This is a genomic window from Rhodoferax sp. GT1R46 (genome assembly GCF_056521285.1).
On sequence record NZ_JBWMBC010000010.1, the window covers coordinates 49975 to 72089 of the forward strand.

At 60.4% G+C, this 22115-nt stretch carries 22 protein-coding genes, 1 pseudogene and 1 riboswitch; of the genes and pseudogenes, 8 read left to right on the top strand and 15 right to left on the bottom strand.

From position 1 onward, the window contains the following. Positions 1 to 74 precede the first annotated feature (74 nt). Both AC097W_RS18470 and AC097W_RS18475 read left to right on the top strand, forming a co-directional pair. Positions 75 to 1460: a peptidoglycan DD-metalloendopeptidase family protein gene (locus AC097W_RS18470; RefSeq protein WP_479604169.1), complete on the top strand. Its 1386-nt coding sequence runs from the start codon at positions 75 to 77 to the stop codon at positions 1458 to 1460. Between the two features lie 21 nt (positions 1461 to 1481). Next, positions 1482 to 2594: an anhydro-N-acetylmuramic acid kinase gene (locus tag AC097W_RS18475; RefSeq protein WP_479604099.1), complete on the top strand. Its 1113-nt coding sequence runs from the start codon at positions 1482 to 1484 to the stop codon at positions 2592 to 2594. Between the two features lie 21 nt (positions 2595 to 2615). Here AC097W_RS18475 and erpA read toward each other — a convergent pair whose 3' ends face one another. The 6 genes from erpA to AC097W_RS18505 all read right to left on the bottom strand — a co-directional run bounded on the left by erpA (position 2616) and on the right by AC097W_RS18505 (position 6929). Next, entirely contained in the window at positions 2616 to 2981 is a 366-nt protein-coding gene (gene erpA / locus AC097W_RS18480) for an iron-sulfur cluster insertion protein ErpA (protein WP_108499543.1), read from the bottom strand. Between the two features lie 61 nt (positions 2982 to 3042). After that, positions 3043 to 3438, bottom strand: a complete 396-nt coding sequence (locus tag AC097W_RS18485) for a bactofilin family protein (protein ID WP_479604100.1) — start codon at positions 3436 to 3438, stop codon at positions 3043 to 3045. 18 nt (positions 3439 to 3456) lie between these two features. Next, the gene (locus AC097W_RS18490) at positions 3457 to 4185 is read right to left on the bottom strand and encodes a DUF6776 family protein (RefSeq protein WP_479604101.1); all 729 of its coding nucleotides are present in this window, start codon (positions 4183 to 4185) and stop codon (positions 3457 to 3459) included. Positions 4186 to 4279: 94 nt separating this feature from the next. Then, entirely contained in the window at positions 4280 to 4672 is a 393-nt protein-coding gene (gene rpsI / locus AC097W_RS18495) for a 30S ribosomal protein S9 (RefSeq protein ID WP_479604102.1), read from the bottom strand. Next, a complete protein-coding gene (gene rplM, locus AC097W_RS18500) occupies positions 4669 to 5148 on the bottom strand; it encodes a 50S ribosomal protein L13 (RefSeq protein WP_479604103.1) in 480 nt (159 codons plus the stop codon). Before rplM ends, rpsI begins: the two co-directional genes overlap by 4 nt. Positions 5149 to 5375: 227 nt before the next feature. Further along, the gene (locus tag AC097W_RS18505) at positions 5376 to 6929 is read right to left on the bottom strand and encodes a serine/threonine protein kinase (RefSeq protein ID WP_479604104.1); all 1554 of its coding nucleotides are present in this window, start codon (positions 6927 to 6929) and stop codon (positions 5376 to 5378) included. A gap of 109 nt (positions 6930 to 7038) precedes the next feature. Between AC097W_RS18505 and AC097W_RS18510 the strand changes: the two genes are divergently transcribed. Beyond that, the gene (locus AC097W_RS18510; RefSeq protein ID WP_479604105.1) at positions 7039 to 7935 is read left to right on the top strand and encodes a 23S rRNA (adenine(2030)-N(6))-methyltransferase RlmJ; all 897 of its coding nucleotides are present in this window, start codon (positions 7039 to 7041) and stop codon (positions 7933 to 7935) included. A 15-nt stretch (positions 7936 to 7950) separates the two neighbouring features. Continuing rightward, on the top strand, positions 7951 to 9882 hold the full coding sequence (locus tag AC097W_RS18515) for a YhgE/Pip domain-containing protein (RefSeq protein ID WP_479604106.1): 1932 nt from the start codon (positions 7951 to 7953) through the stop codon (positions 9880 to 9882). Between the two features lie 8 nt (positions 9883 to 9890). Here AC097W_RS18515 and metF read toward each other — a convergent pair whose 3' ends face one another. Genes metF through ahcY form a run of 3 tightly spaced genes read right to left on the bottom strand, consistent with a single transcriptional unit; the run spans position 9891 to position 13022 of the window. After that, a complete protein-coding gene (gene metF, locus AC097W_RS18520; protein ID WP_479604170.1) occupies positions 9891 to 10739 on the bottom strand; it encodes a methylenetetrahydrofolate reductase [NAD(P)H] in 849 nt (282 codons plus the stop codon). 7 nt (positions 10740 to 10746) lie between these two features. Then, positions 10747 to 11577 (bottom strand): TlyA family RNA methyltransferase, encoded by an 831-nt coding sequence (locus AC097W_RS18525; protein WP_479604107.1) that lies wholly within the window; start codon positions 11575 to 11577, stop codon positions 10747 to 10749. After that, a complete protein-coding gene (gene ahcY, locus AC097W_RS18530) occupies positions 11577 to 13022 on the bottom strand; it encodes an adenosylhomocysteinase (protein WP_479604108.1) in 1446 nt (481 codons plus the stop codon). Before ahcY ends, AC097W_RS18525 begins: the two co-directional genes overlap by 1 nt. Positions 13023 to 13096: 74 nt before the next feature. Then, a riboswitch (S-adenosyl-L-homocysteine riboswitch) is annotated at positions 13097 to 13213 on the bottom strand. Between the two features lie 84 nt (positions 13214 to 13297). Here ahcY and AC097W_RS18535 point away from each other — a divergent pair. Genes AC097W_RS18535 through AC097W_RS18545 form a run of 3 tightly spaced genes read left to right on the top strand, consistent with a single transcriptional unit; the run spans position 13298 to position 17006 of the window. After that, a complete protein-coding gene (locus tag AC097W_RS18535) occupies positions 13298 to 14929 on the top strand; it encodes a peptide chain release factor 3 (RefSeq protein ID WP_479604109.1) in 1632 nt (543 codons plus the stop codon). Between the two features lie 20 nt (positions 14930 to 14949). Continuing rightward, positions 14950 to 15783, top strand: coding sequence for an HAD-IIB family hydrolase (locus AC097W_RS18540; RefSeq protein ID WP_479604171.1), 834 nt, complete (start codon positions 14950 to 14952; stop codon positions 15781 to 15783). Continuing rightward, a complete protein-coding gene (locus AC097W_RS18545) occupies positions 15780 to 17006 on the top strand; it encodes an MFS transporter (protein WP_479604110.1) in 1227 nt (408 codons plus the stop codon). Before AC097W_RS18540 ends, AC097W_RS18545 begins: the two co-directional genes overlap by 4 nt. On the opposite strand, the pseudogene AC097W_RS18550 reads toward AC097W_RS18545, so the two are convergent. Then, positions 16980 to 17276: pseudogene (locus AC097W_RS18550) on the bottom strand (glycoside hydrolase family 15 protein); the annotation flags it as partial. The gene AC097W_RS18545 and the pseudogene AC097W_RS18550 sit on opposite strands and share 27 nt — an antisense overlap. Before the next feature lie 25 nt (positions 17277 to 17301). Here AC097W_RS18550 and AC097W_RS18555 point away from each other — a divergent pair. Continuing rightward, positions 17302 to 17661, top strand: coding sequence for a trehalose-phosphatase (locus AC097W_RS18555; RefSeq protein WP_479604111.1), 360 nt, complete (start codon positions 17302 to 17304; stop codon positions 17659 to 17661). A gap of 13 nt (positions 17662 to 17674) precedes the next feature. Here the strand turns inward: AC097W_RS18555 and AC097W_RS18560 are convergent, their stop codons facing one another. From AC097W_RS18560 to AC097W_RS18580, 5 genes are read right to left on the bottom strand one after another with little or no spacing between them, the layout of a single operon-like run. Then, the gene (locus AC097W_RS18560; protein ID WP_479604112.1) at positions 17675 to 19186 is read right to left on the bottom strand and encodes a sensor histidine kinase; all 1512 of its coding nucleotides are present in this window, start codon (positions 19184 to 19186) and stop codon (positions 17675 to 17677) included. 21 nt (positions 19187 to 19207) lie between these two features. Beyond that, entirely contained in the window at positions 19208 to 19921 is a 714-nt protein-coding gene (locus tag AC097W_RS18565; RefSeq protein ID WP_479604113.1) for a hypothetical protein, read from the bottom strand. A gap of 56 nt (positions 19922 to 19977) precedes the next feature. After that, the gene (locus AC097W_RS18570) at positions 19978 to 21012 is read right to left on the bottom strand and encodes a histone deacetylase family protein (RefSeq protein WP_479604114.1); all 1035 of its coding nucleotides are present in this window, start codon (positions 21010 to 21012) and stop codon (positions 19978 to 19980) included. An 8-nt stretch (positions 21013 to 21020) separates the two neighbouring features. Continuing rightward, on the bottom strand, positions 21021 to 21371 hold the full coding sequence (locus AC097W_RS18575) for a nucleotide pyrophosphohydrolase (RefSeq protein WP_479604115.1): 351 nt from the start codon (positions 21369 to 21371) through the stop codon (positions 21021 to 21023). A gap of 11 nt (positions 21372 to 21382) precedes the next feature. Continuing rightward, positions 21383 to 22099 carry an alpha/beta fold hydrolase gene (locus tag AC097W_RS18580; protein ID WP_479604116.1) on the bottom strand — a complete coding sequence of 239 codons (717 nt, stop codon included), beginning with the start codon at positions 22097 to 22099 and terminating at the stop codon, positions 21383 to 21385. Positions 22100 to 22115 lie beyond the last annotated feature (16 nt).

Genomic DNA, 22115 nt, shown 5'->3' on the forward strand with positions numbered 1-22115 from the left:
TTTTAGTCGTGACATGGTCGCAGTTCGGGGTTCCGCGCCAAATGGCGCCGCCCCAACCCAACGGAGCCTCTATTTTGAAATACGGACTGACCCAAGCCGCTGAGGAGTTCTTTGCCTCCGCCGCGCAGCTCGTCAAAACCCACCCCAGGCATCTGACAGCGGCCATCGCGGCCCTCATGCTCGGTGGTGCCGGTGCGACTTTTGCCGTAGCGTCTTTGGCACCCGATGCATCTGACCTGCCCGCGCGCACCGTGACGGAGAACGTTCAGGCTTTGCCAATTGCAGACCAGATCGACGCGCTGCAGACCCATGCCCAGCAGTTGTATCGCTCGGATGTGACCCGTTCCACCGACACCGCAGAAGCTCTTCTCAAGCGTCTGGGTGTGTATGACGCCCAAGCCGCTGCATTCTTGCGCGCTGAAAGCACCGTGCAGCAGACGCTTTTGGGTCGGGCAGGACGCAATGTGACCGTCGAAGCGAGCGATGGCAACCTGCTTCTCAAGCTCACTGCGCGCTGGAGTCCAGACGATGACGGCATGTTCAAGCGACTGACGATTGAAAAGACGCCGACCGGGTTCCAGTCTCGTCTGGAAACATTGCCACTGGCTGCCACCTCACGCCTTGCCAGTGCAACCATCAGCTCATCCCTTTTTGCCGCCACCGATGAATCCGGTATTCCCGATACCGTTGCAATTCAATTGGCCGAGATATTCTCCGGCGACATCGATTTTCGGCGTGCTCTGCGTAAAGGCGACCGCTTTTCGGTGGTTTATGAAACACTGGTGGGCGACGGAGAGCCCCTGCGGGCAGGACGCGTTTTGAGTGCCGAATTTGTAAACGGCGGCAAGACACACCAGGCTATGTGGTTCCAGGAACCCACTGCACACGCCACGTCCACCGTGACCCACTCGGTGACCAAGGGAAGTTACTACACCCTTGATGGGCAAAGCCTGCGCCGCGCTTACCTGAGCTCACCCGTCGAGTTCTCCCGGATCAGCAGCGGTTTTTCCATGCGATTCCACCCGATTCTGAACCAATGGAAAGCCCACCTGGGTACCGATTTTGCAGCCAGCACGGGCACTCCCGCGCGGACCGTGGGTGACGGTGTGGTCGAGTTTGCAGGCGTGCAGAATGGCTACGGCAATGTGGTTTTCATCAAACATCGCAATAACCACGAAACCGTGTACGCGCATCTGAGCAAGATTCTGGTTCAGCGCGGCCAGAATGTGGGTCAGGGTCAGACAATCGGTTTGGTCGGATCGACCGGCTGGGCCACCGGACCTCACTTGCACTTCGAATTCCGGGTGGGTGGCGTGCAGCAGGATCCAATGACCATCGCTCGCCAGAGCGAGTCGGTGCCGGTGACCGCAGCCGCCAAACAGGCGTTCGCCCAGGTTGCATCCCAAGTACGCGCACAGCTGGCGGCTGCCGCGCAGATTTTGCCTGGTAGCGCCCAATAGATATCGGCTGAAAGGTAAACAGTGTCCGATTTGTACATCGGCCTCATGTCCGGTACGTCACTGGACGGCGTAGATGCGGTCCTGGCGGACTTTTCTGGGGAGAGGGCCGTTGTGCTTGGACACTGCAGCGCGCCATTGCCTGCCAGCCTCAAAACCGAATTGCTCGCGCTGAACGCGCCGACTGACAACGAACTGCATAGGGCCGCTCTGGCTGCCAATTCGCTAGTGCGGGTGTATGCAGAACGGGTCCACGCATTGTTGGAACAGTGCGCCGTGGTCGGCTCGGCAGTGCGTGCCATTGGCGCGCACGGGCAGACCGTACGCCACCGCCCTCAGGAATTCGACGGCACCGGCTACACCTTGCAGCTGAACCAGCCCGCTTTGCTGGCGGAGCTCTGCGGAATTAATGTAGTGGCCGATTTCCGAAGCCGCGATGTCGCGGCTGGTGGCCAGGGCGCCCCGCTGGTGCCCCCGTTTCACAAGGCCTTCTTCAGTCGACCCAACCAGGTGACGGCGGTACTCAACATTGGCGGCATTTCGAATATCACGCTACTGGATCCCAATGCCGCGTCGTTATTCGGCTTCGACTGCGGCCCTGGCAATGCACTGATGGATGCATGGTCCCTCGAGCATACTGGCAAGGCCTTTGATGACGCAGGTCACTGGGCTGCGCAGGGTCGGGTTCACGAGGCTTTGCTGTCCAAGCTGCTCGAAGAACCCTATTTCAGAAAACCCCCACCGAAAAGCACTGGACGTGATCTTTTCAATAGGCCTTGGTTGTCCACTTGTCTGTCTGGCATGGGGCAATTGGCTCCCCAAGATGTGCAGGCGACGTTAACCGAACTCACCGCACGGGCCTGCGCCAGGAGTCTGGACGACCTTTCCCCAGATTGCGAAACGCTCATTGTCTGCGGTGGTGGTGCACTGAACCAGCATTTGATGCACCGTTTGCAAGCGGGCTTGCCGCATTGCGAGGTGGTCTCATCCTCCGACAGAGGATTGCCACCACTGCAGGTGGAAGCGACTGCGTTCGCTTGGCTGGCCCAGCAAGCCATGCTGCGAAAAACGGCCAGTCTGGAAAGCGTTACGGGCGCCAGAGGCGCCCGTATTCTCGGTGCAATTTACCCGGCCTAAGGCCGCAGAATCAAACGACAATCAGGCAGAAAAAGAAGATCCGCAACCACAAGTGGTCGTTGCGTTGGGGTTCTTGATCACAAATTGTGCCCCCTGCAAGTCTTCCTTGTAATCGATTTCTGCGCCAACCAGATATTGGTAGCTCATGGCGTCGATGAGCAAGGAGACCCCATTCTTGGTCATCGTGGTGTCATCTTCGTTGGTAATCTCATCGAAGGTGAATCCGTACTGGAAGCCGGAACAGCCGCCGCCCTGCACGAACACGCGCAACTTCAACTCCGGATTGCCTTCTTCCGCAATCAAATCCGCCACTTTGGCCGCCGCGCTGTCGGTAAACAGGATGGGGGCGGGCATTTCAGTCTGGATGTTCTCTGCTACAGCGCTCATGGGTTACTCCCGTAAATTCAAAAAGTGGCGAAATAGTACAGCAATTCTCTCGGGAATTCTGCTACTGGTTAATTGCCGCTAGTTTCAGTGTGGGTTTTTCCTCGCCACTCAATATCGGGCGCAACTGGCCCGTAATGAGGGCGCCTTGGTGCATTTCGATCGCAGCGTAATGCACATCGCCTTCAATTCGGGCCTTGGGTTGCAACTCCAGCATCATCCGGGCGTGGACCGGGCCTTTGACCATGCCATTGATAATGATGTGATCTGCAATAACTTCTCCGGCGATGCTGGCGGTTTCCGAAATCACCAGAATACTTGCGGTCTGTTCTGCAGCATGGATGTTTCCATTCACCTGCCCATCCACCCGCAGACCATCCGTGAAGGTCATGCTCCCAACGATCTGACTCCCCTCGGCAATCAGGCTCTTGATCGGGGGTTGCTTTTTTTTGTTGAACATCAGGAACCTTGTTGAGTACTACAACTTGATGGATTGCGTTGCCTTGACAACATTGCCATCCATTACTTTGGCAGAAACGCCCTTCACGACAACCTGTGCAGGCAAGTCAAGCTCCCCTTCCACACGGCCGTATTGCTTGATCGTGATGGCCTGCGGCCCACCCGGAATGGAGGTAGACCAAGGCTTGCCATTGACCGTTCCCGAAAATGAAATGTCCAGGCGCCCACTAAACACAGGCGCATTTTTTGTGGCCTGAATCACCAACACCTGCCATTTTATCTTGGCACCGTTTTGGACATCCGCCTGCAATCCGCGGATAGATACACCGTCTACGCCCGATGCCGGTAGCAATTTCTCAAAGAAGCCCAGGTCGTCCTTCAAGCTACGGTTGTCCAATTCGAGTTGCTTCACCTGCGTCAGCAAGCGCTCGTGCGACGCTTTCTCGGCCGTTACAAGGGTTCCCGCCGTATTCGAAATGGATTGCGCCTTATCCCGCTCATCCTTCGCAGCAGCCAACTCAACGCGCAGGTCCGTCAACTCAGTCCGCAAACGCACCAACTCCTCTTTGGAACCCTTCTCCAGACCGGCAATATCCTTGCCAAATTCAAACGCCCAAAGCCCGATCGCAGCACAAAAGCCCAATACGACGGCCAAAGCGGCCCATCGGAACGGCCACGGCAGCGCACTGCGCACCGCCATACGGGGGGCACTAATGGTTAGACGGCGGCGGAGCAGGCGAAATCTCATGAAGGGGCGCAGTCTATCAGCCAAACGAAAGAAAGCCGCCAGAACTTGCGCTCTGGCGGCTTCAGAATTTGCAACAGACTGTTGCAGTAGCGAATTAGCGCTTGGAGAACTGCTTACGGCGACGTGCACCGTGGAAGCCGACCTTCTTACGCTCAACTTCGCGCGCGTCACGGGTCACGAAGCCAGCTTTGCTCAGCTCAGGCTTGAGCGTTGCATCGTAGTCGATGAGGGCGCGGGTAATACCGTGGCGCACTGCACCTGCCTGGCCAGACTCGCCACCACCGGCCACATTGACCATGATGTCAAAGGTTTCGGCATGGTTGGTCAGCATCAAGGGCTGCTTGCAGATCATGATGGAAGTGCCACGTCCAAAGAACTTGGAGATGTCTTTACCATTCACGACGATTTGGCCGGAGCCTTTTTTCAGGAATACGCGGGCAACGCTGGATTTGCGACGGCCGGTACCATTGTTCCAATCACCGATCATTTGGCGGCTCCTTGTGCTGCAAGTTTCACTGCGGCATTGGAGATGCCAGCGATTTCCAGGACTTTAGGTTGCTGCGCGGTGTGGGGATGCTCTGCACCGCCGTACACCTTGAGCTTCTTGATCATGGCGTAACCCAGGGGTCCCTTGGGCAACATTCCCTTGACGGCTTTTTCCAAAGCGCGGCCTGGGAACTTGTTCTGCATGTCGCGGAAGTTCGTGGACGAAATGCCGCCGGGGTAACCCGAGTGACGGTAGTACACCTTGTCAATCGACTTGGCGCCGGTGACGCGCAGCTGGGCTGCATTAATGATGACGATGAAGTCACCAGTATCTACGTGAGGCGTGTAAATGGCCTTGTGTTTGCCGCGCAAACGGAGAGCAACTTCGCTGGCTACTCGTCCGAGGACCTTATCGGTCGCGTCAATCACAAACCACTCGTGCACGACCTCAGCGGGTTTTGCGCTGAAAGTTGACATAAGTTTTCTCTTTTAAAAGCAGGTTTGTCGGGTTCTTTTCCACGGTCGGCGTTCCTCTTAAGGGAACCTCTTAGGTGGGGTTTGCCATCGCGGCTCTCACCGTTGGCATCTTCGCCGCGGAACCACAAGAGCGCTGCGAAGCCTTCTATTATACGAAATTCAGGGTTTTCTGACCAGTCCCCTGCTTTTTCGCACAGAATCTGCGGCACACCGAGGAGTTCACCCGGTCAAGGCTGACCAAATCTATTGCGGCCTTCCCACCGCTGGCGATCTTCCACACACACAGCCAACTTCACAAACTCAGGCTTCTGACACTCGTTGTAGATGCACATGGACCGGGTGAGTATGTTGCTATCCGCACACAGCTCACGGTGTTCCGCTCGGGGTTTGGAACGCGCGGCCTCCACCGCCGCGCGGGAAGCATCAGACCTCACTGCAGATTTGGGTCTATCGGGGTTCCGGGCCTTTGCATCGACCGGGGGAACTGGAGACGGGGATATAGGTACTGGTGCTGATTCCTGTGCCAGAGTTTTAACCGGAGCCGCGGAAGGCGGCGGAGCAGAAGCCGCATCACCCTCTACCCGCGTCGTCGCATTTTTGTAGCCTAACCCCAACGCAATGAGGAGCACAAGCACTGACCCGGCCCACCACCACCGGGAAATCCTCTTCGGCAGAGCCACTTCGGTTTCGACATGCTCCGCGCTGTCGGGACGTGTCTTCTCTGACGCTACGAGGTGCGGCACCGTGGGCAAATTGTCTTGCGCGGATTCGTCAAAATCACCCAGTGTCGTTCTATCGCCAAGCGCCAAGCGCCAATCAAACTGGGCTATGTTTTCTGGGGCGCGCAAGTGCATTTGCTTCGCAAACGCCTCCACGCTTTGGGGCCGTGCGGTTGGCTGGAGGGCCAGCGCGTGATCGATTGTCTGAATAAACCGGGGCGAATAGGGCAGGTTGAAATGCGTTTCCACCGTTTTTGCGACCCGCGCAAACGACGGCATCCGGTCGCGGACCACGCGAATCGTCGCAGGCAGTGGGGGTTCGTTGCAAAGGCAGCCATGCACTACCGCGGCAACCGCATACAAATCGGTCCAGGCCCCCTCTCGCAAGTCCTGCGCATCGGCGTACTGCTCGATGGGCGCGTAGTTGACTTTCAAAATTGCCGTGTGCTTGTGGCTGTCATCAATGATGGCCCGCCTTGCCGACCCCAGATCCAGCAACACCGGGGGGCCCATGTCCTGCAGAAAAATGTTGTCCGGCGACACATCGCGGTGCAGGGTGCCGTTACCGTGCAGCACCTTCAACGCCTCCAGCACCGACCACAGAACCGCACGCAGCCATTCTTCAGGCGGCGGCCCGCCCATGGCACTGCGCGCCTGCTTGAGGGTCATACCCTGGTACAGGGGCATCGCCATATAAGCGGTATTGTTCGCCTCCCAGAAACGATACACCTTCACCAGAGAGGGGTGGTCAAACCGGGCCAGTAGCCGGGCCTCGGCAATAAACGAGTTAAGCCCGGCCTGAAAAGGCTGGGCATCCGCAGTCGATCGGGCCGTGACTTGCATGCCCTGCACACGCCCCACCAGCGCCGATGGCATGTACTCCTTGATGGCGACGGCCCGGTGCAGGGAATGGTCATACCCCCGGTAGACCATGCCAAAGCCTCCCACCCCCAACAAGCCCTGCAGCTCAAACTCACCCAGCATGGTGCCGGGCGGAAGTGCGTCCATGTGGCCCAAGGGCAATTCTGCGGGCACGACGGTCAGGGTTTCGGGATCACTCATGCGATTATTATTCTCCTGGCTGCCGGGAACGACGCCTCTTTGGCCAGGATCTTCCAACATTTGCATTGGGCAGCCAATGTGGCCAAACCCTGTGCCGGTATCATAGGGGATGTTCAGTTATCGTCACGCCTTCCACGCCGGCAACCATGCCGACGTGCTCAAACACACCGTTTTGCTGGCCGTCCTGCGGCATTTGACGCAAAAAGATGCCGCATTAACCGTTTTTGATACGCATGCGGGAGCCGGCCTGTATCGCCTGGACGGCGACTATGCGCAGACCAGTGCGGAAGCGGCAGAAGGCTTTCTTAAATTGGTCGCCAGCGCGCTGCCCAAGCCGGTTGCCCCGGCCTTGCAGGACTACCTCGACATGGTGGCCAGCTTCAACAACAAAGGGAGCCACAAGGTCTACCCGGGTTCACCTTTCATCATTCATCGCGTGGTGCAGGCGCGTGATCGCGACAAGCTCAAGCTGTTTGAGATTCACCCCACCGATATCAAAACATTGACGGCCAACATTGCCCAGCTCGAAGCCGGGCGTCAAGTGGCGATCCTGCGCGAAGACGGCTTTGAAGGCATCAAGAAGTTTCTGCCGCCCCCGTCAAGGCGAGCACTCGTGTTCTGCGACCCCAGTTATGAAATCAAACAAGACTATGGCCGCGTAGCGGAAATGGTGGCAGATTCCCTCTTGCGCTTTGCCACAGGCACCTACGCAGTCTGGTACCCCATCATTCCCCGCCCGGAAGCCCATGATTTACCCAAAAAGCTGAAAACGCTGGCCAACAAGGCGGGCAAGAGTTGGCTGAATGCCACGCTCACCGTCAAGAACAGCAAGTTGCTGCAAGACAGTGAGGGTGAAGTCGTTCGTCCGGGTCTGCCTGCCAGTGGCATGTTCATCATCAATCCACCCCACACGCTGAAGGCGGCTTTGCTGTTGGCACTGCCGCAAATGGCGGCCGTACTCAAACAGGATCAACACGCGACGTTTACCCTCGATTCAGGCGGCTGAGACAAGGAGTTGGCGATGGGTTTTTTCCGTAGTGTGTGGGCCATCGTTCAACAGGAATTCACGCTATTCAGGCGCTTCCCCAAGCTGAGAATCTCCACCGTGGGGGTCATTGTGATCCCCGCACTGTATGCCCTGATCTATCTTTCCAGTGTGCGGGACCCGGGCGCACACACCGGCGAGCTGAGGGCCGCCATCGTCAACCTGGATCAAGGTCTGGATTACCGCGGACAGGCGGTCAACATGGGGCAGGACATTGTCGCCACCCTCAAGCAGAAACGAACCTTTGGTTTTATAGACTACCGCGTTGAGGAAGACGCGAAGCGAGCCGTTCGCCAGGGCGATCTGGGATTTGCGCTGATCATTCCCAGGGACTTCAGCGCCAACGCCGTGCCGGGCAATGAGGCGGCCGGTGGACGCCTGGTCATGTATGTATCCGAGGGTAACAACTACAACGGTGCCAATCTGGCCAAGCGGTTTGCTTCCGAATTGGGGCATCAGGTCAATATCAACCTGAACGAAAAACGCTGGTCTCTGGTTCTAAGCACGGCCACGGGTTCTATTGACAAGGTGGGCCAACTACGAAAAGGGGTGGCGTCACTGAAAGACGGCGCCCATCGGCTAGAGGATGGTTTGGCAAAGGCGGAGTCCGGCTCCAAAAGCCTGGCCAGCGGTGCCGACGGCGTGGGTAATGGTGTGGGCCAACTCACCGATGGCGTCAAACAGCTGGGTGCAGGTCTGCGCACCATGGACCAGCAGCGTCCGGCGGCACAAGACCTGGCGGCATTGAAAGCAGGCGCGAACGAACTGGTCACGGGGCATGCGGCATTGGGCCAAGGTCTGCAAGAGTTACAGACGGGCGCACAAAAACTGGCAGAAGGCGGCGGCAAGCTGCGCGATGAAACCAAGGGCATACCCATCGTAGGCGGGCGCATAGCCGAAGGTGCTGGCCAGTTGGCAGCGGGTGCAACCCAATTGACCGGAGGCCTTCAAGGCGCAAGAACCGGCCAATCGCAACTCGCAGAGGGAACGCAAAGGCTCAACGCGGGATTAGGCAAACTGACCGATGGCATGACCGCACTGGGTGGCGGCATCCATACCGCGGCGGTTAGCCTTCCGCCCGACGCCAAACTCGACGAACTGACAACGGGCGGCCGCTCCGTGGCCGGTGGAGCCCGGGAGTTACACAACGGGCTGGTCCAACTCAAGGCGGGCTCTCGGGAATTGGCTGCAGGCATTGACCTGCTCAGCCAGTCGCTGCCCGGCGACATCAACGCGCCCGACGGCAGCGCGCGCGGCCTGGCCGATTCGGTTGAGCCCGCCCTGGAAATTGTGGCTCCGGTGCCCAACAATGGCGCAGGATTCGCGCCCAACTTTCTGGCGACCTCCCTCTGGATGGGGGCCGTCATGTCCGCCTTTCTCTTCCACCTGCGGCGCCTGCCTGCGACTGCCGCAGAGGCGTCCCGACCCGCACGGCTCATGGGCAAGCTGGGCATCCTGTCTGGCATTGTGGTTGCGCAATCCGCCGTTGTGTTGCTGATGACACTGTTCATGCTGGACCTGCACATCGACCGGCTTGCACCTTTCATGCTGACCCTGGTGCTCGCGTCACTCACCTTTCTGCTCATTATTGTGGCGCTCACGCGTGCCTTTGGGGATGCGGGCAAAGCCGCCGCCCTGATATTGCTGATTCTGCAACTGTCTTCTGCCGGCGGCGTTTTGCCAGTGGAACTGAGTGGGGGGATCTACCAAACCCTGAGCCCCTGGTTGCCATTCACTTGGGTGATCAAGGCATTCAGGGCAAGCATGTTCGGTGCGTTTGATGGAATCTGGTTCAGTTCCTGGCTGGCCATCGGCCTCGCAGGCATGCTGGCCTGGTTATCAGCCTGCTATGTGGGAGCCTGGAAATTTGTGGGCCCGGACGAGCATCGTCCGGCGATGGACATTTAAGCCCGCGCTTACGAAACGATCAGCCCCAGCCTGTCGCACAGGGCCAGCGTCGCAGTGCTCTGGTTCATGGTGTAGAAGTGAATGGCCGGTGCACCACCGGCGCGCAGCTGGTCGCACAGCTCGGTCACCACATCGAGGCCAAACGCCTTGATCGACGCCGTGTCGTCGCCAAAGCTTTGCAGGCGCAAGCGGATCCAGCGGGGAATTTCGGCCCCACTGGCATCCGAAAAACGCATTAACTGGGTCGAGCTGGTAATAGGCATGATGCCGGGCACCACGGGCACGTTCAGACCCATGGCATCGACATCCTCCACAAAACGGAAATACGCATCCGCGTTGTAGAAGTATTGGGTGATGGCGGAGTTGGCGCCGGCACGCACCTTGGTTGCAAAGGCCTGCAGATCGCTGTCGGGTGATTTGGCCTGGGGGTGGATTTCCGGGTAGGCCGCCACTTCAATATGAAAATCGTCGCCCGTTTCCGCCCGAATAAAAGCAACCAGATCGCTTGCGTAATGAAACTCGCCACCCGCACCGTAGCCACTGGGCAAGTCGCCACGCAGGGCAACAATCCGCTTTACGCCCATCGCTTTGAGCGTCGCCAGTTGCCCGCGCACCGTAGCCTGGGTTGCCCCAATACAGGAGAAGTGCGATGCTGCACTGACGCCCTCTGCCAGAATATCGCGCACCGTGTTGAAAGTGCCCTCCTGCGTGGAGCCTCCCGCACCAAAGGTGACCGAACAGAATTCGGGCTTCAGTGCATACAACTGCTGACGCACTCCCCGCAACTTCTCGGCCCCTTCCGGGGTTTTGGGCGGGAAAAATTCCAGGCTAACGGGAATGCGGGTCGTCTGGATCATGGCGGAATCAGTCTTGAGGAACAAGGGCACCTGGCTTGCGGGCGCAAATGAAAAATTCGCGGTTGCCATCGCCCCCTTCAATGGGTGAGTCGAACCACGCGGTCACGGTCAGATCAAGGGCGGTGCAGGCGTCGCGCAGGCGCGTCTCAATGAACGGGTAGTGGGAAGCGTCTCGCACAATGCCGCCCTTGCCCACCTGCCCCGGCTGCAACTCAAACTGCGGCTTGACCAACATCAGCAAGGTGCCGCCTGGCTTCAGGAACGGCACGATGGCGGGCAACACCAGCGTCTGCGAGATGAAGGACAGGTCGCCCACCACCACATCAAACGCGGGAACGAACGGTTCAGCTTCTTCATTTTCAGGGTCAAACAGGCCGCCAGCCCCCGTGTAATTTGCGCAAGCAGCTATCAAATCGCTAGCATCCAGCGCACGGGCGTTGACCTTTTCAACGCACAGCACCCGCCCGTCTTCGCGCAGTTGGGGGTGCAGCTGGGCACTGCCCACATCCACACCCACCACCATGCGTGCACCGTGCTGCAACAGGCAGTCGGTGAAACCCCCGGTGGATTGACCAACATCCAGGCAGGCCAAGCCTTCTACCGACAGGCCCACCTGCTTCAAGGCGGCCTCCAGCTTCAGTCCGCCACGGGACACGTAGCGGGCTTCGGAATCGTCGAGCAGCTGGACCGGGGCGTCTTCAGGAATGTCGTCGCCATTCTTGACCACGGTTTTCCATTCATCGCCCTTCTTCCACTGCACGCCGTCGGCAATCAGGCGCTGGGCCTGCGAGCGGGTGCTCGCCAGGTTGCGCACTACCAGGAGTTGATCGGCCCGCATCAATAGCGGTACGTGTTGGCTTTGTAAGGGCCAGACTTGGAAACGCCGATGTAGGCGGCCTGCTCTTCGGTGAGTTCCGACAGCATGGCACCCACCTTGGCCAGGTGCAAACGGGCCACTTTTTCGTCCAGGTGCTTGGGCAACACGTAGACCTTGCCAGACTTGTATTCCTTGGGCTTGGTAAACAGTTCAATCTGGGCGATGGTCTGGTTGGCAAAGCTCGAAGACATCACAAAACTGGGGTGGCCAGTGCCGCAACCCAGGTTCACCAGACGGCCCTTGGCCAGCAGAATGATGCGCTTCGAAGGCTTCTTGCCCTTGGCCGGGAAGATCACATGGTCCACTTGGGGCTTGATCTCTTCCCACTTCAGCTTTTCCAGCGAAACGACGTCGATTTCGTTGTCAAAGTGACCAATGTTGCAAACGATGGCCTGGTCCTTCATGGCCTCCATGTGCTTGTAGGTGATGACGTTCTTGTTGCCGGTGGCGGACACAAAAATATCGGCCTTGTCAGCGGCATATTCCATGGTTACAACCTTGTAACCTTCCATGGCGGCTTGCAGGGCGTTGATAGGGTCGATTTCGGTCACCCACACCTGGGCGCTCAAAGCACGCAGGGCCTGGGCAGAGCCCTTGCCCACGTCGCCGTAACCGGCTACGCAAGCCACCTTGCCGGCGATCATCACGTCGGTGGCGCGCTTGATGGCGTCCACCAGCGATTCGCGGCAACCGTACAGGTTGTCGAACTTGCTCTTGGTCACCGAGTCGTTCACGTTAATGGCACGGAAAGCCAGCGTGCCCTTGGCGGACATTTCGTTCAGGCGCAGCACGCCAGTCGTGGTTTCTTCCGTCACGCCGATGATGTGTTTCAGGCGGCGGCTATACCAGGTCGCGTCGACCTTGAGCTTGGCCTTGATGGCGTTGAACAGGCAGATTTCCTCTTCGCTACCGGGCTTGGCCAGAACCTTGATGTCCTTCTCAGCCTGGGCGCCCAGGTGCATCAGCAGCGTGGCATCGCCGCCGTCGTCCAGAATCATGTTGGGGCCCTCAGCTTTGCTGCCCTTGGGTCCGAATTCGAAGATGCGGTGGGTGTAATCCCAGTAGTCCGCCAGGGTCTCGCCCTTGTAGGCAAACACCGGCGTGCCCTTGGCAACGAGCGCTGCCGCAGCATGGTCTTGCGTGGAAAAGATGTTGCACGATGCCCAGCGCACTTCGGCGCCCAGGGCTTGCAGCGTTTCGACCAGCACGCCGGTCTGAATGGTCATGTGCAGCGAGCCGGTGATGCGCGCGCCCTTGAGGGGTTGCGCCTTGGCGAACTCCTGGCGGATGGCCATCAGGCCGGGCATTTCGGTCTCGGCAATGGTCAACTCTTTGCGGCCCCAGGGGGCCAGGCTCAGGTCGGCTACTTTGTAATCTTCAGTTTTGACAGGTTTCAACACGCTCATGGCTCACTCCAAAAATCAATTTGAAAGACCACGGGGCTGCGCGATAAACCGGGAAATGACTCACCGCACAGACCAGTGGGTGAGCGCAGTTGACTTGCGTTACCCCAGGGGAGCAACGGTTTCCGAGCCTCACTCGCGACCCTGGCGATTGCCAAAAAAGGGCCTGACGAGCTGCATCGCTCCTCGGAAAGCGATAATTCTAGCCTTTTCCTGATTACAGCTTCCGTCACGCGGGTTTTTTTAGACCCTCCGGACGGTGGCTTTGCTTGCCTCCAATGTCCTTCCTTGCCGAAACCCGCCGCCGCCGCACCTTTGCGATCATTTCCCACCCCGATGCTGGCAAGACCACGCTGACCGAGAAGCTCCTGTTGTTCTCCGGCGCAATCCAGATTGCCGGTTCGGTCAAAGCGCGCAAAGCCACACGTCACGCCACATCGGACTGGATGGAGATTGAAAAGCAACGGGGTATCTCGGTTGCGTCCTCGGTGATGCAGATGGTGTACCGGGACCACGTCATCAACCTGCTGGACACCCCCGGCCACAAGGACTTCTCGGAAGACACCTACCGCGTGCTCACCGCCGTGGACTCGGCCCTGATGGTGATTGACGCGGCCAATGGTGTCGAAGCCCAAACCCGCCGCCTGATTGAGGTGTGCCGCCAGCGCGATACGCCCATCATCACCTTCGTGAACAAGATGGACCGCGAAGTGCGCGAACCACTGGACATCATGGACGAGATTGAGCGTGAACTGGGCATGCCGTGCGTGCCCATGACCTGGCCCGTGGGCCAGGGAAAATCGTTTGGCGGCATCATCAATTTGCGCACGCAAATGATGACGGTGTTTGACGGTGGTAAGGACCGCCGCCCTCAGGACTTTGACACCATCCCCCTGAGCGACCAGGCAACCTTGTTTGCCCGCTTTGGCCACGAGTGGACGACTGCCATGGAAAGCATGGAGCTGGCCACCGGCGCGTCACCCACCTGGGACCACGCGGCCTTTCTGGCAGGCAAGCAGACACCGGTTTTCTTTGGCTCAGGTGTCAACAACTTTGGTGTGATGGAAGTACTGGACGCCCTTGTGGATCTGGCCCCATCGCCCCAGCTCCGCATCAGCACCACTCTGGTCAACCGCCAACCCGTGGTGCGCGAAGTACAGCCCGAAGACGATGCCTTCAGCGGCGTGGTGTTCAAGGTGCAGGCCAATATGGATGCCAACCACCGCGACCGCATTGCGTTTGTGCGCATGGCCTCGGGCAAGTACACACCGGGCATGAAGCTCAAGGTCATGCGCACCGGCAAAGAGCTACGTCCCACCAGCGTGGTGACCTTCATGAGCCAGCGCCGTGAAGCGGTGGAAGAGGCTTACGCGGGCGACATCGTGGGCTTTACCACCCACGGCGGCGTGCAGCTGGGCGACACCATCACCGACGGCTCGGTCAACCTGCTCTATACCGGCCTGCCCTTCTTTGCCCCCGAAATGTTCATGACCGTGGTGCTGCGCAACCCCTTGCGCACCAAGCAGTTGCAGCAAGGCTTGGCACAGTTGGGCGAAGAGGGTGCCATTCAGGTGTTCAAACCCGAGGTCGGCGGCAACATGCTGCTGGGCGCCGTGGGTCAACTGCAATTCGAAGTGGTGCAGCACCGCCTCAAGGGCGAGTACGACGCCGACATCCGCCTGGAAGGCTGCCAGTACACCGGCGCGCGCTGGATCACCGCCGATACGCCCCAAGAACTCAAAGCCTTTTGCGACGCCTACCCCATGCGCATGGCGCGCGATGCGGCGAATACGCTTGCGTATTTGTGCACCAGCCCGTATGACGTGCGGCTGGCGCAGGAGCGTTTTCCCAAAATTCACTTTCACCCGCTGCGCGAACACGCGGGCCTGGCGCTGCAGACCGCTGGTTGATCCGACTCCCGCAGGTTCTGATGCACCCCTTGTCGTCGTGGCCCTGCGCTGATCGTCGCCAGCTCGTCGGCGTGTTCACCGACATCGACGACACACTGACGACCGATGGCGCCATCACGCCGGACGCGCTGCAGGCATTGGCGCAACTCCAGGCCGCCGGCCTGACTGTGATCGCGATTACCGGGCGCCCGGTGGGCTGGAGCGCGCCATTTGCAACCTGCTGGCCGGTAGATGCCATCGTGGCCGAGAACGGTTCGGTGGCACTGATTCCCGGTAAGATTATTGATAAGAACGGGCTGCAGCCCCCGTCCCTATTACGTGAGCCGCTATCAAAACTGTATCGACAGGATGCCGCCACCCGGGCCACCCACTACGCGCGCATGCAGCTGGTGGCACAGCGCGTGCTGCGCGAAGTGCCTGGCACCACACTGGCGCAGGACTCGCCCGGGCGGGAGACCGACATCGCGATTGACCACAGTGAATTCACGCACTTGCCGCCGGATCGCATCGCCCAGGTTGTGCGCATCCTGCGCAGCGAAGGGATGAATGCGTCCGTGAGCAGCATCCACGTCAATGGCTGGTTTGGCGGACACAACAAGCGGGAAGGCGCGCGCTGGATCGTGCAGCGACTGCTGCAACGCAATCTGGACGCCGAGCGGTGCCGATGGGCTTTTGTCGGCGATTCCACCAACGACCAGCTGATGTTCGAAGCCTTTGACAACAGCGTGGGCGTGGCCAATATCCGCCGCTTTGAAGCAGAGTTGGCGCATCTGCCACGCTACGTCACTCCCAGCGCGCGTGGCGCCGGCTTTTCCGAGGTGGCCCACGCCATTCTGGAGGCACGCCGCACATGAACCCAACCCCCGCCAACCTTCAAGCACCGGTAGCCGGTGCGCGGCTGGGCCTGGTCAGCATTTTTGGCTCCACCTTCTTTGAGCTGGTTAGCCATTTCATGTTGATGCCGCTGCTCCTGCTGCGCATGAAGGGCGCAGATGTGTCCAGCACGGTGGCCGGGCTTTTTGCATCGACAGGATGGCTGGGCATTTTTTTGATGACTCCGTTTGCATCGGCTGTGGCCCACAAACTGGGGCGCAGACCGGCGATGTGGATGGCAGCGGGCATTCTCACGCTGTCAGCCGTGCTGTTTGCCCGCTTTGACCAGCTTTGGGTCTGGTTTGCTCTCAACATGGCTTCTGGCCTGGCCATGGCCTTGCGCTGGGTTCTGGCCGAGGCGCTGATCGCCGAGTTTTCTCCACCAGGGCAACGCGGACGCTATGTGGGCTTCTTTCAGACCCTGGTCAGTGCCACCTTCATCGTCGGCCCTGCCGCGCTGGTGTGGATAGGCGCGGACAACCCGCGCGCACTGTGGGTTGTGGTGGGGTTTTCCGCGCTGGGCTTGTTGTGGACCGCCTTCATTCCCAAGGTGCCCGCTGCCACGGATACCGACACGGCGAGGCTGGGTGTGCAGGGCCTGTGGATGGCGCTGCGCGCGCACCCCATCATCATGCTGGCGGGATTTGTGGGTGGATTCTTTGAGACCGGGGTGACGTCCATTCTGCCGCTCTACGGCCTGGCACTGGGTCTGGGCGCGGCCAGCGCGGCGCTGCTGGTGTCGGTGAGTGGTCTCGGCGGCGTGGCGTTGATGATCCCCGCCGGGCTGCTAGCCGACCGCTTCAAGGACCAGGCGCAAGGTCGTCGCACTCTCATGGTAGTGTTTGCCGCCATCACACTGGCTTCCAGCTGCATGTTGCCCTTTGTCGCCCGTATGGGCTGGCTGGCATGGCCGATTGTATTTTTGTGGGGAGGTGCGGGCGGAAGCCTCTACACCCTGTGCATGATCGACATTGGTGCCCGCGAAAAAGGCATCACCCTGGTCAACAGCACCTCCGTGCTGGTGCTCACCTACACACTGGGCGGCCTGGTGGCCTCTGCGGCATCGGGCGCCCTGATCGACTGGTCGCCCACCGTGGCGTTTCCAGCAGTCCTGATCGGGGTCGCCACGGTGGGGCTGGTGGCATTGCTGGGCGCGCGGCGGCGGCAGGTGCAGACTTCAGACAAAGCTCTCCCACGGTTTTGAAAGGCGAACAGCTCCGTTGATCAGACCCACCCTGGAGTAGGTCTGCGGGAAATTCCCCCAGAGCTCCCCCGTCGCTGGCAAGGTGTCTTCGGACAAGAGTCCCACATGGTTACGACAAGCCAGCAATTGCCCAAAAATTTCCCGGGCCTCCTGCTCGCGCCCCATGCGTGACAGGGCGTCAATGCGCCAGAACGAACACACATTGAACGCGGTTTCCGGTCGACCAAAGTCGTCTGCAGCCTCATAGCGGCGCATGAACGGGCACTGGCATCGGCCCGCACCTACCTCGCGGAGCATGCATTACCGCTTGGCACGCGTCCGGGAGAAAGCCCAGCGATGCATTACATCCACGATCGCCCACATCGGTCCGGGCCTGCACACCTTTGGCGGCAAGTTCGTCGTCAATCTGGTGGCTGAAAATGCACCCAACAAGGGAGACGCCGTGCAACGCTTGGTTGCCCGCTCAGAATCGGGCGCTGCGCTGTTCGTGGGGGATGATGTCAACGATGAAGCGGTTTTTGAGATCGCCCCGAGCCACTGGCTGACCATGCGCATCGGACGGGATGCCCCCGGCTCTCGCGCGCAGTTTTTTCTGGACTCCCATGCAGAAATGGCCCGCCTGTTGCAGCTCCTGATGGACTTGCTCCCCGCCTAGCCCCTTCGCATCGCTACTGCGCACCCACCGGGGCGCGGCAGGGAATGTCCAGCGTAAACGTGGCACCAACCCCCAGCGTGCTCTGCACCGACATGCGCCCACCGAGCGGGCCATACACCATGTTGTGCGAAATATGCAGGCCCAGGCCGGTCCCGCCCTGGCCCAGCTTGGTGGTGAAGAAAGGATCGAAAATCTTGTTCAGGTTGTTCGGGGGAATGCCCTTGCCGGTGTCGGCCACGGTGATGTGCGCGTAGTCACCCTGGCGCTCGCAGGCCACGGAAATGGTCCCCGACTGCTTGCCGTCAAATCCGTGCGCAATGGCGTTCATCACCAGGTTGGTAATGACCTGCCCCAACGGACCGGGGTAGCTGTGCATCTCGATGCCGGGTTCGAGGTGTTCCTCCAGCCTGATCGATGTTTTTGCCAGCACATGGGTAATGATGGACAGCACTTCGCCCATTTGTTCCGCCAGATCGAAGTCCCGCATCTGGTCGGTCGTTTGGTCGACCGCAACCTGCTTGAAACTCTGGATCAACTCTGCCGCCCGGTTGGCGCTGCGCAACATCAGCCCGGCACCCTCAGAGGTGCGCTCCGCGAACGTGGACAGGCTGCTGCGCGTCAGCGTGCCTGCGGCCACTGACTGCACCAGACCCTGCGCCACCTCCTGCTGGGTGCTGGCAACCATCACGATGTTGCCAATGGGCGTGTTGAGCTCATGCGCAACGCCTGCCACCAACCGGCCCAGTGACGCCATTTTTTCGGCCTGCACCAGACCATCCTGCGCGTTCTGCAAATTGGTCAGCGCCGCGCGGGCTTCCTCCTCCGACTCGCGACCCGCCTCCAGTTCAGTACCCAGACGCTGGGTGATGACGTTGATGCTGTGCGTGAGGGCCCCAAACTCATCCTGATAGGAAACCGGCATGGGCACAATATCTGCGGCATGTTCGCGCGTGGCGGCGTAGTCCAGCGCATGCTGCAGCAGCCCCACCCGCCGAAATACCAGCCGGTCGACACTGAACCAGAACAGGCCCAGCAACAGCAGATTGACCAGCACAATCTCAAGAATCGCACGCGCCAAAGTGAGCTTGAGGGCCGCCTTTTGCGCAGCGTCAGACCAACTGACCTGAATGCGGCCCATGTCCCGCTCGCTGATGGGTGGCAGGTCAATCGTGAACCCCTCGGAAGCGTCCACGCCCGGTTGCGCCCCGGCATGGCCGGAAAGCCATCGGCTGGCGACCTCCTTGTCCGTATCGTCGTAAACAATCAGTCCCAGAACCGAACCACCCAGCGCCGAGTCCAGAGCGGCATTGAGCCGGTCCTCGTCATAGACCCAGAGCGCCCTGCTCACAGGCAGCGACAGATGCTGGCGCAACAGGCCCTTGGCCGTGTCCTTGTCCTGCTCGAACCGTTGTTCGGTGAGGTAATAAGAGACAGCACTGAAAACGCACATCAGGCACGTCATGGCCACCATCAACAGGGCCGTCAGACGGTTCTTGACGGATTGGGGCATCAGGTGGCTGGGCATGGTGTTGGTGTGCGCCAGGGGTCAGTCCGCCCGGCGAAATGGCCCCATGATTCTCTGGAGTTCCCCGGTCTTTTCCAAGTCCCGCATCGCTCTGGTCAGCCGATCGGCCACGTCCTTTCGTTTGGACCCCATCCACACATACACCTTGAGGCTGTCAATCGGGTGGGCCGTCATCCGGTCGCCATACTGGGCCTGCAATGGCCACTCGGATCGGCGCTCTGCGGCCAGCACACACCAGTCCACCCGCCGTGCCAGTGCCATCCTCAGGCACGCGTCTTCCGAGTCGGTCACCTCGCGCACCGCCACATCAATGGTTCGAATCTCAATACCCTTGTAACCGCGTACGTACGCGATGCTGGAGCGGGACAGGTCAACCCAACTGGCCGGTTTGCTGGCCGTGCTGGGGCCTATCGCCGAAAAGGTCGTATTCTGGATATGCGGCTCCACACGGATGGCATCGGGAACCAGCAGGGGAAACGTATCCAGGCGACTGGCATCCCCGTCGAATGCCCCGTCCCGAAAAGCCACCACCGCCCGCTCGGGCGGATTGTGTTCCAGGGTGTAGCGCATACCCGCGTGCGCGAATGCCGCATCCAGCGCCAGCTTGACTGCCTGGATGTTGGGCCGCTCCAGAGGCTGGAGCACCACCAGTTTGACCGGGGCGGGCTGCCCCAGGCACGCTTGTGCGCCCACGATGGCCAACACCAACCCGACAAGAATCTTTCGCAACGACATGGGCACCCACGGAATTTGAATTTGCTCCAGTCTAGCCGAAACACAGCGACCCAAAGCTACCCAAAAGCCTCCAGTACGTTCGCGGCATTCACCCCCACCTCGGCCACTGCATAGCCGCCTTCAAACACCAGTGCGGTAGGCAAGCCGGCGGCAAACAGGCGTTCTCCCACGCGCAGGTAGTCAGCGCTTTGCAGGGTGAAGCCCGAGATCGGGTCGCCCGCAAAGGTATCCATGCCCAGCGACACCACCAGCGCCTCGGCACCAAAGTGCTGGATGGCGGCCAGCGCGTGCTCCAGGGCGGCGCTCCAACGGTCAAACCCGGACCCGTGCGGCAGGGGAATATTCAGGTTGGCACCCAAGCCCGCGCCCACACCGGCCTCATCCGCATGGCCGAGGTAAAACGGGTACTCGGTACGCGGGTCGCCATGGATGCTGGCAAAGAACACATCCGGACGGTCATAAAAAATAGACTGCGTGCCGTTGCCGTGGTGGTAGTCAATATCCAGCACGGCCACGCGCGCCACGCCACGGTCACGCAAGTGCTGGGCGGCCAGGGCGGCGTTGTTCAGGAAGCAGTAACCGCCAAAAAAATCCATCCCCGCATGGTGGCCCGGCGGGCGGCTCAGAGCAAATGACGCACGGCCGCCCTGCACGAGTTCTTGCGCGGCGCTGAGCGCGCAGTGCGCACCCGTACGTGCCGCCACCCAGGTTCCTGACGTGAGCGGTGAGCCCGCATCATAAGAAAATAGCCCCATGCGCGCGGCAAAGTTGTCGGGCACGATGTCGGAGCGAAAGGTGCGCACTGGCCACACCGAAGGCAGCGCATCGCGCCCGGCGTTGGCGGGGTCCAGCGCGACCCAGTCGTCCCAGGCCGTGGCCAGAAAGGCAAGGTAACGCTGGCTGTGGATACGCGCCAGGGCACTGTCGTCAAACGCGTGGGGCGGCTGCACCGTGCCCAGTTTGCGGCCTTGCAACTCGGCCAGCACGTGGTCCGCACGCGCGGGCACTTCAAAGCAGGGAACCAGTTCGCCGCGAAACATTTCCAGCTTGCCCTGGTGCTGGGCGTGGAGGTGGTTGTAGAAGGTGATCATGGTGGGGCTCAGATTTCGGTGTACTTTTTGGCGTTGCCGCGCGCTGTGGCTACCGGGTATTTTTCGCGGTTGACCTCCACCTTGTCGCGTGCGGCAGCCATCAGGTCGATGTCCAGCGTGTCGCACAACTGCAAAAGATAGAGAAATACATCGGCGGCCTCTGCCGCGACTGCGCGCTTCTTGTCGCCCGCGATGGCTTGGCTCTGCGCGTCGGTGAGCCACTGAAAATGCTCCAGCAACTCGGACGCCTCCACCGACAGGGCGCAGGCCAGGTTCTTGGGTGTGTGGAATTGCTGCCAGTCGCGCTCCTGGGCAAAGGCGCGGAGGGACGCGATCAGGGGGAGAAGCTCACTACTCATTGGCAAAGACGTCATGGAAGTTGACCCAGCCACGCCACCAAAGCCGCATTCACCTCGTCCGGTCGCTCCACGGTCGCCATGTGGCCGCAGCGCTCGATCACGCACAGGGTTGCGCCCGCAATGGCAGCGGCGATGACCTGGTGCTGTTCGGGTGGGCTCCAGATATCCTCCCTGCCGCACAGCACCAGCGTGGGGCAGGCGATTTGCGGGAGCACGTCGGCCGCGTCAGGCCGGGTCAGCAAGGCGTTGATCTGCGCGGCAAACTGGTCGGGGCTGCTGCGCTCCAGCATGTCCAGCACCGCGTCAAACAAGGGGGTTCCCGGCACGCTGGGGTGCACCATGCCACGCGCCCACTGCGCACCCATGACCCGCATGCCCTGCGCGCGGGCCAGCGCCAGCAGGGCCATGCGCCCGGCACGCTCTTTGGCGCCCGCCTCACCAGGCGCCAGCGGATGGATACCGGTATCCAGCAGGGCCAGGCGCTCCACGCGCTCGGGCGCCAGCCGCAGCATCTCCAGCGCAATGCGCCCGCCCATCGAGTGGCCCGCCACGGCGAAGGTGGGTGTGGGTGCGGCGGCCAGCACCTGCTCGGCCATGGCGGTGAGCGAGTCGCACAGGCCGTAGTCGGGCACCACGCAGGTGGCGAGCGTTGATAAGGCCTGAACCTGGGGCGCCCACGCTGCGGCGTCGCACATGAGTCCCGGCAAAAGCAGCAGTGTTTTATGCATAAAAATGACCTCTAGC

Coding starts and splice junctions, on each gene's coding strand:
- erpA (WP_108499543.1), bottom strand. CDS start 2,981: ATGAGCGCTGTAGCAGAGAACATCCAGACTGAAATGCCCGCCCCCATC.
- AC097W_RS18485 (WP_479604100.1), bottom strand. CDS start 3,438: ATGTTCAACAAAAAAAAGCAACCCCCGATCAAGAGCCTGATTGCCGAG.
- AC097W_RS18490 (WP_479604101.1), bottom strand. CDS start 4,185: ATGAGATTTCGCCTGCTCCGCCGCCGTCTAACCATTAGTGCCCCCCGT.
- rpsI (WP_479604102.1), bottom strand. CDS start 4,672: ATGATCGGTGATTGGAACAATGGTACCGGCCGTCGCAAATCCAGCGTT.
- rplM (WP_479604103.1), bottom strand. CDS start 5,148: ATGTCAACTTTCAGCGCAAAACCCGCTGAGGTCGTGCACGAGTGGTTT.
- AC097W_RS18505 (WP_479604104.1), bottom strand. CDS start 6,929: ATGAGTGATCCCGAAACCCTGACCGTCGTGCCCGCAGAATTGCCCTTG.
- AC097W_RS18510 (WP_479604105.1), top strand. CDS start 7,039: ATGTTCAGTTATCGTCACGCCTTCCACGCCGGCAACCATGCCGACGTG.
- AC097W_RS18515 (WP_479604106.1), top strand. CDS start 7,951: ATGGGTTTTTTCCGTAGTGTGTGGGCCATCGTTCAACAGGAATTCACG.
- metF (WP_479604170.1), bottom strand. CDS start 10,739: ATGATCCAGACGACCCGCATTCCCGTTAGCCTGGAATTTTTCCCGCCC.
- AC097W_RS18525 (WP_479604107.1), bottom strand. CDS start 11,577: ATGCGGGCCGATCAACTCCTGGTAGTGCGCAACCTGGCGAGCACCCGC.
- ahcY (WP_479604108.1), bottom strand. CDS start 13,022: ATGAGCGTGTTGAAACCTGTCAAAACTGAAGATTACAAAGTAGCCGAC.
- AC097W_RS18535 (WP_479604109.1), top strand. CDS start 13,298: ATGTCCTTCCTTGCCGAAACCCGCCGCCGCCGCACCTTTGCGATCATT.
- AC097W_RS18540 (WP_479604171.1), top strand. CDS start 14,950: ATGCACCCCTTGTCGTCGTGGCCCTGCGCTGATCGTCGCCAGCTCGTC.
- AC097W_RS18545 (WP_479604110.1), top strand. CDS start 15,780: ATGAACCCAACCCCCGCCAACCTTCAAGCACCGGTAGCCGGTGCGCGG.
- AC097W_RS18555 (WP_479604111.1), top strand. CDS start 17,302: ATGCATTACCGCTTGGCACGCGTCCGGGAGAAAGCCCAGCGATGCATT.
- AC097W_RS18560 (WP_479604112.1), bottom strand. CDS start 19,186: ATGCCCAGCCACCTGATGCCCCAATCCGTCAAGAACCGTCTGACGGCC.
- AC097W_RS18565 (WP_479604113.1), bottom strand. CDS start 19,921: ATGTCGTTGCGAAAGATTCTTGTCGGGTTGGTGTTGGCCATCGTGGGC.
- AC097W_RS18570 (WP_479604114.1), bottom strand. CDS start 21,012: ATGATCACCTTCTACAACCACCTCCACGCCCAGCACCAGGGCAAGCTG.
- AC097W_RS18575 (WP_479604115.1), bottom strand. CDS start 21,371: ATGAGTAGTGAGCTTCTCCCCCTGATCGCGTCCCTCCGCGCCTTTGCC.
- AC097W_RS18580 (WP_479604116.1), bottom strand. CDS start 22,099: ATGCATAAAACACTGCTGCTTTTGCCGGGACTCATGTGCGACGCCGCA.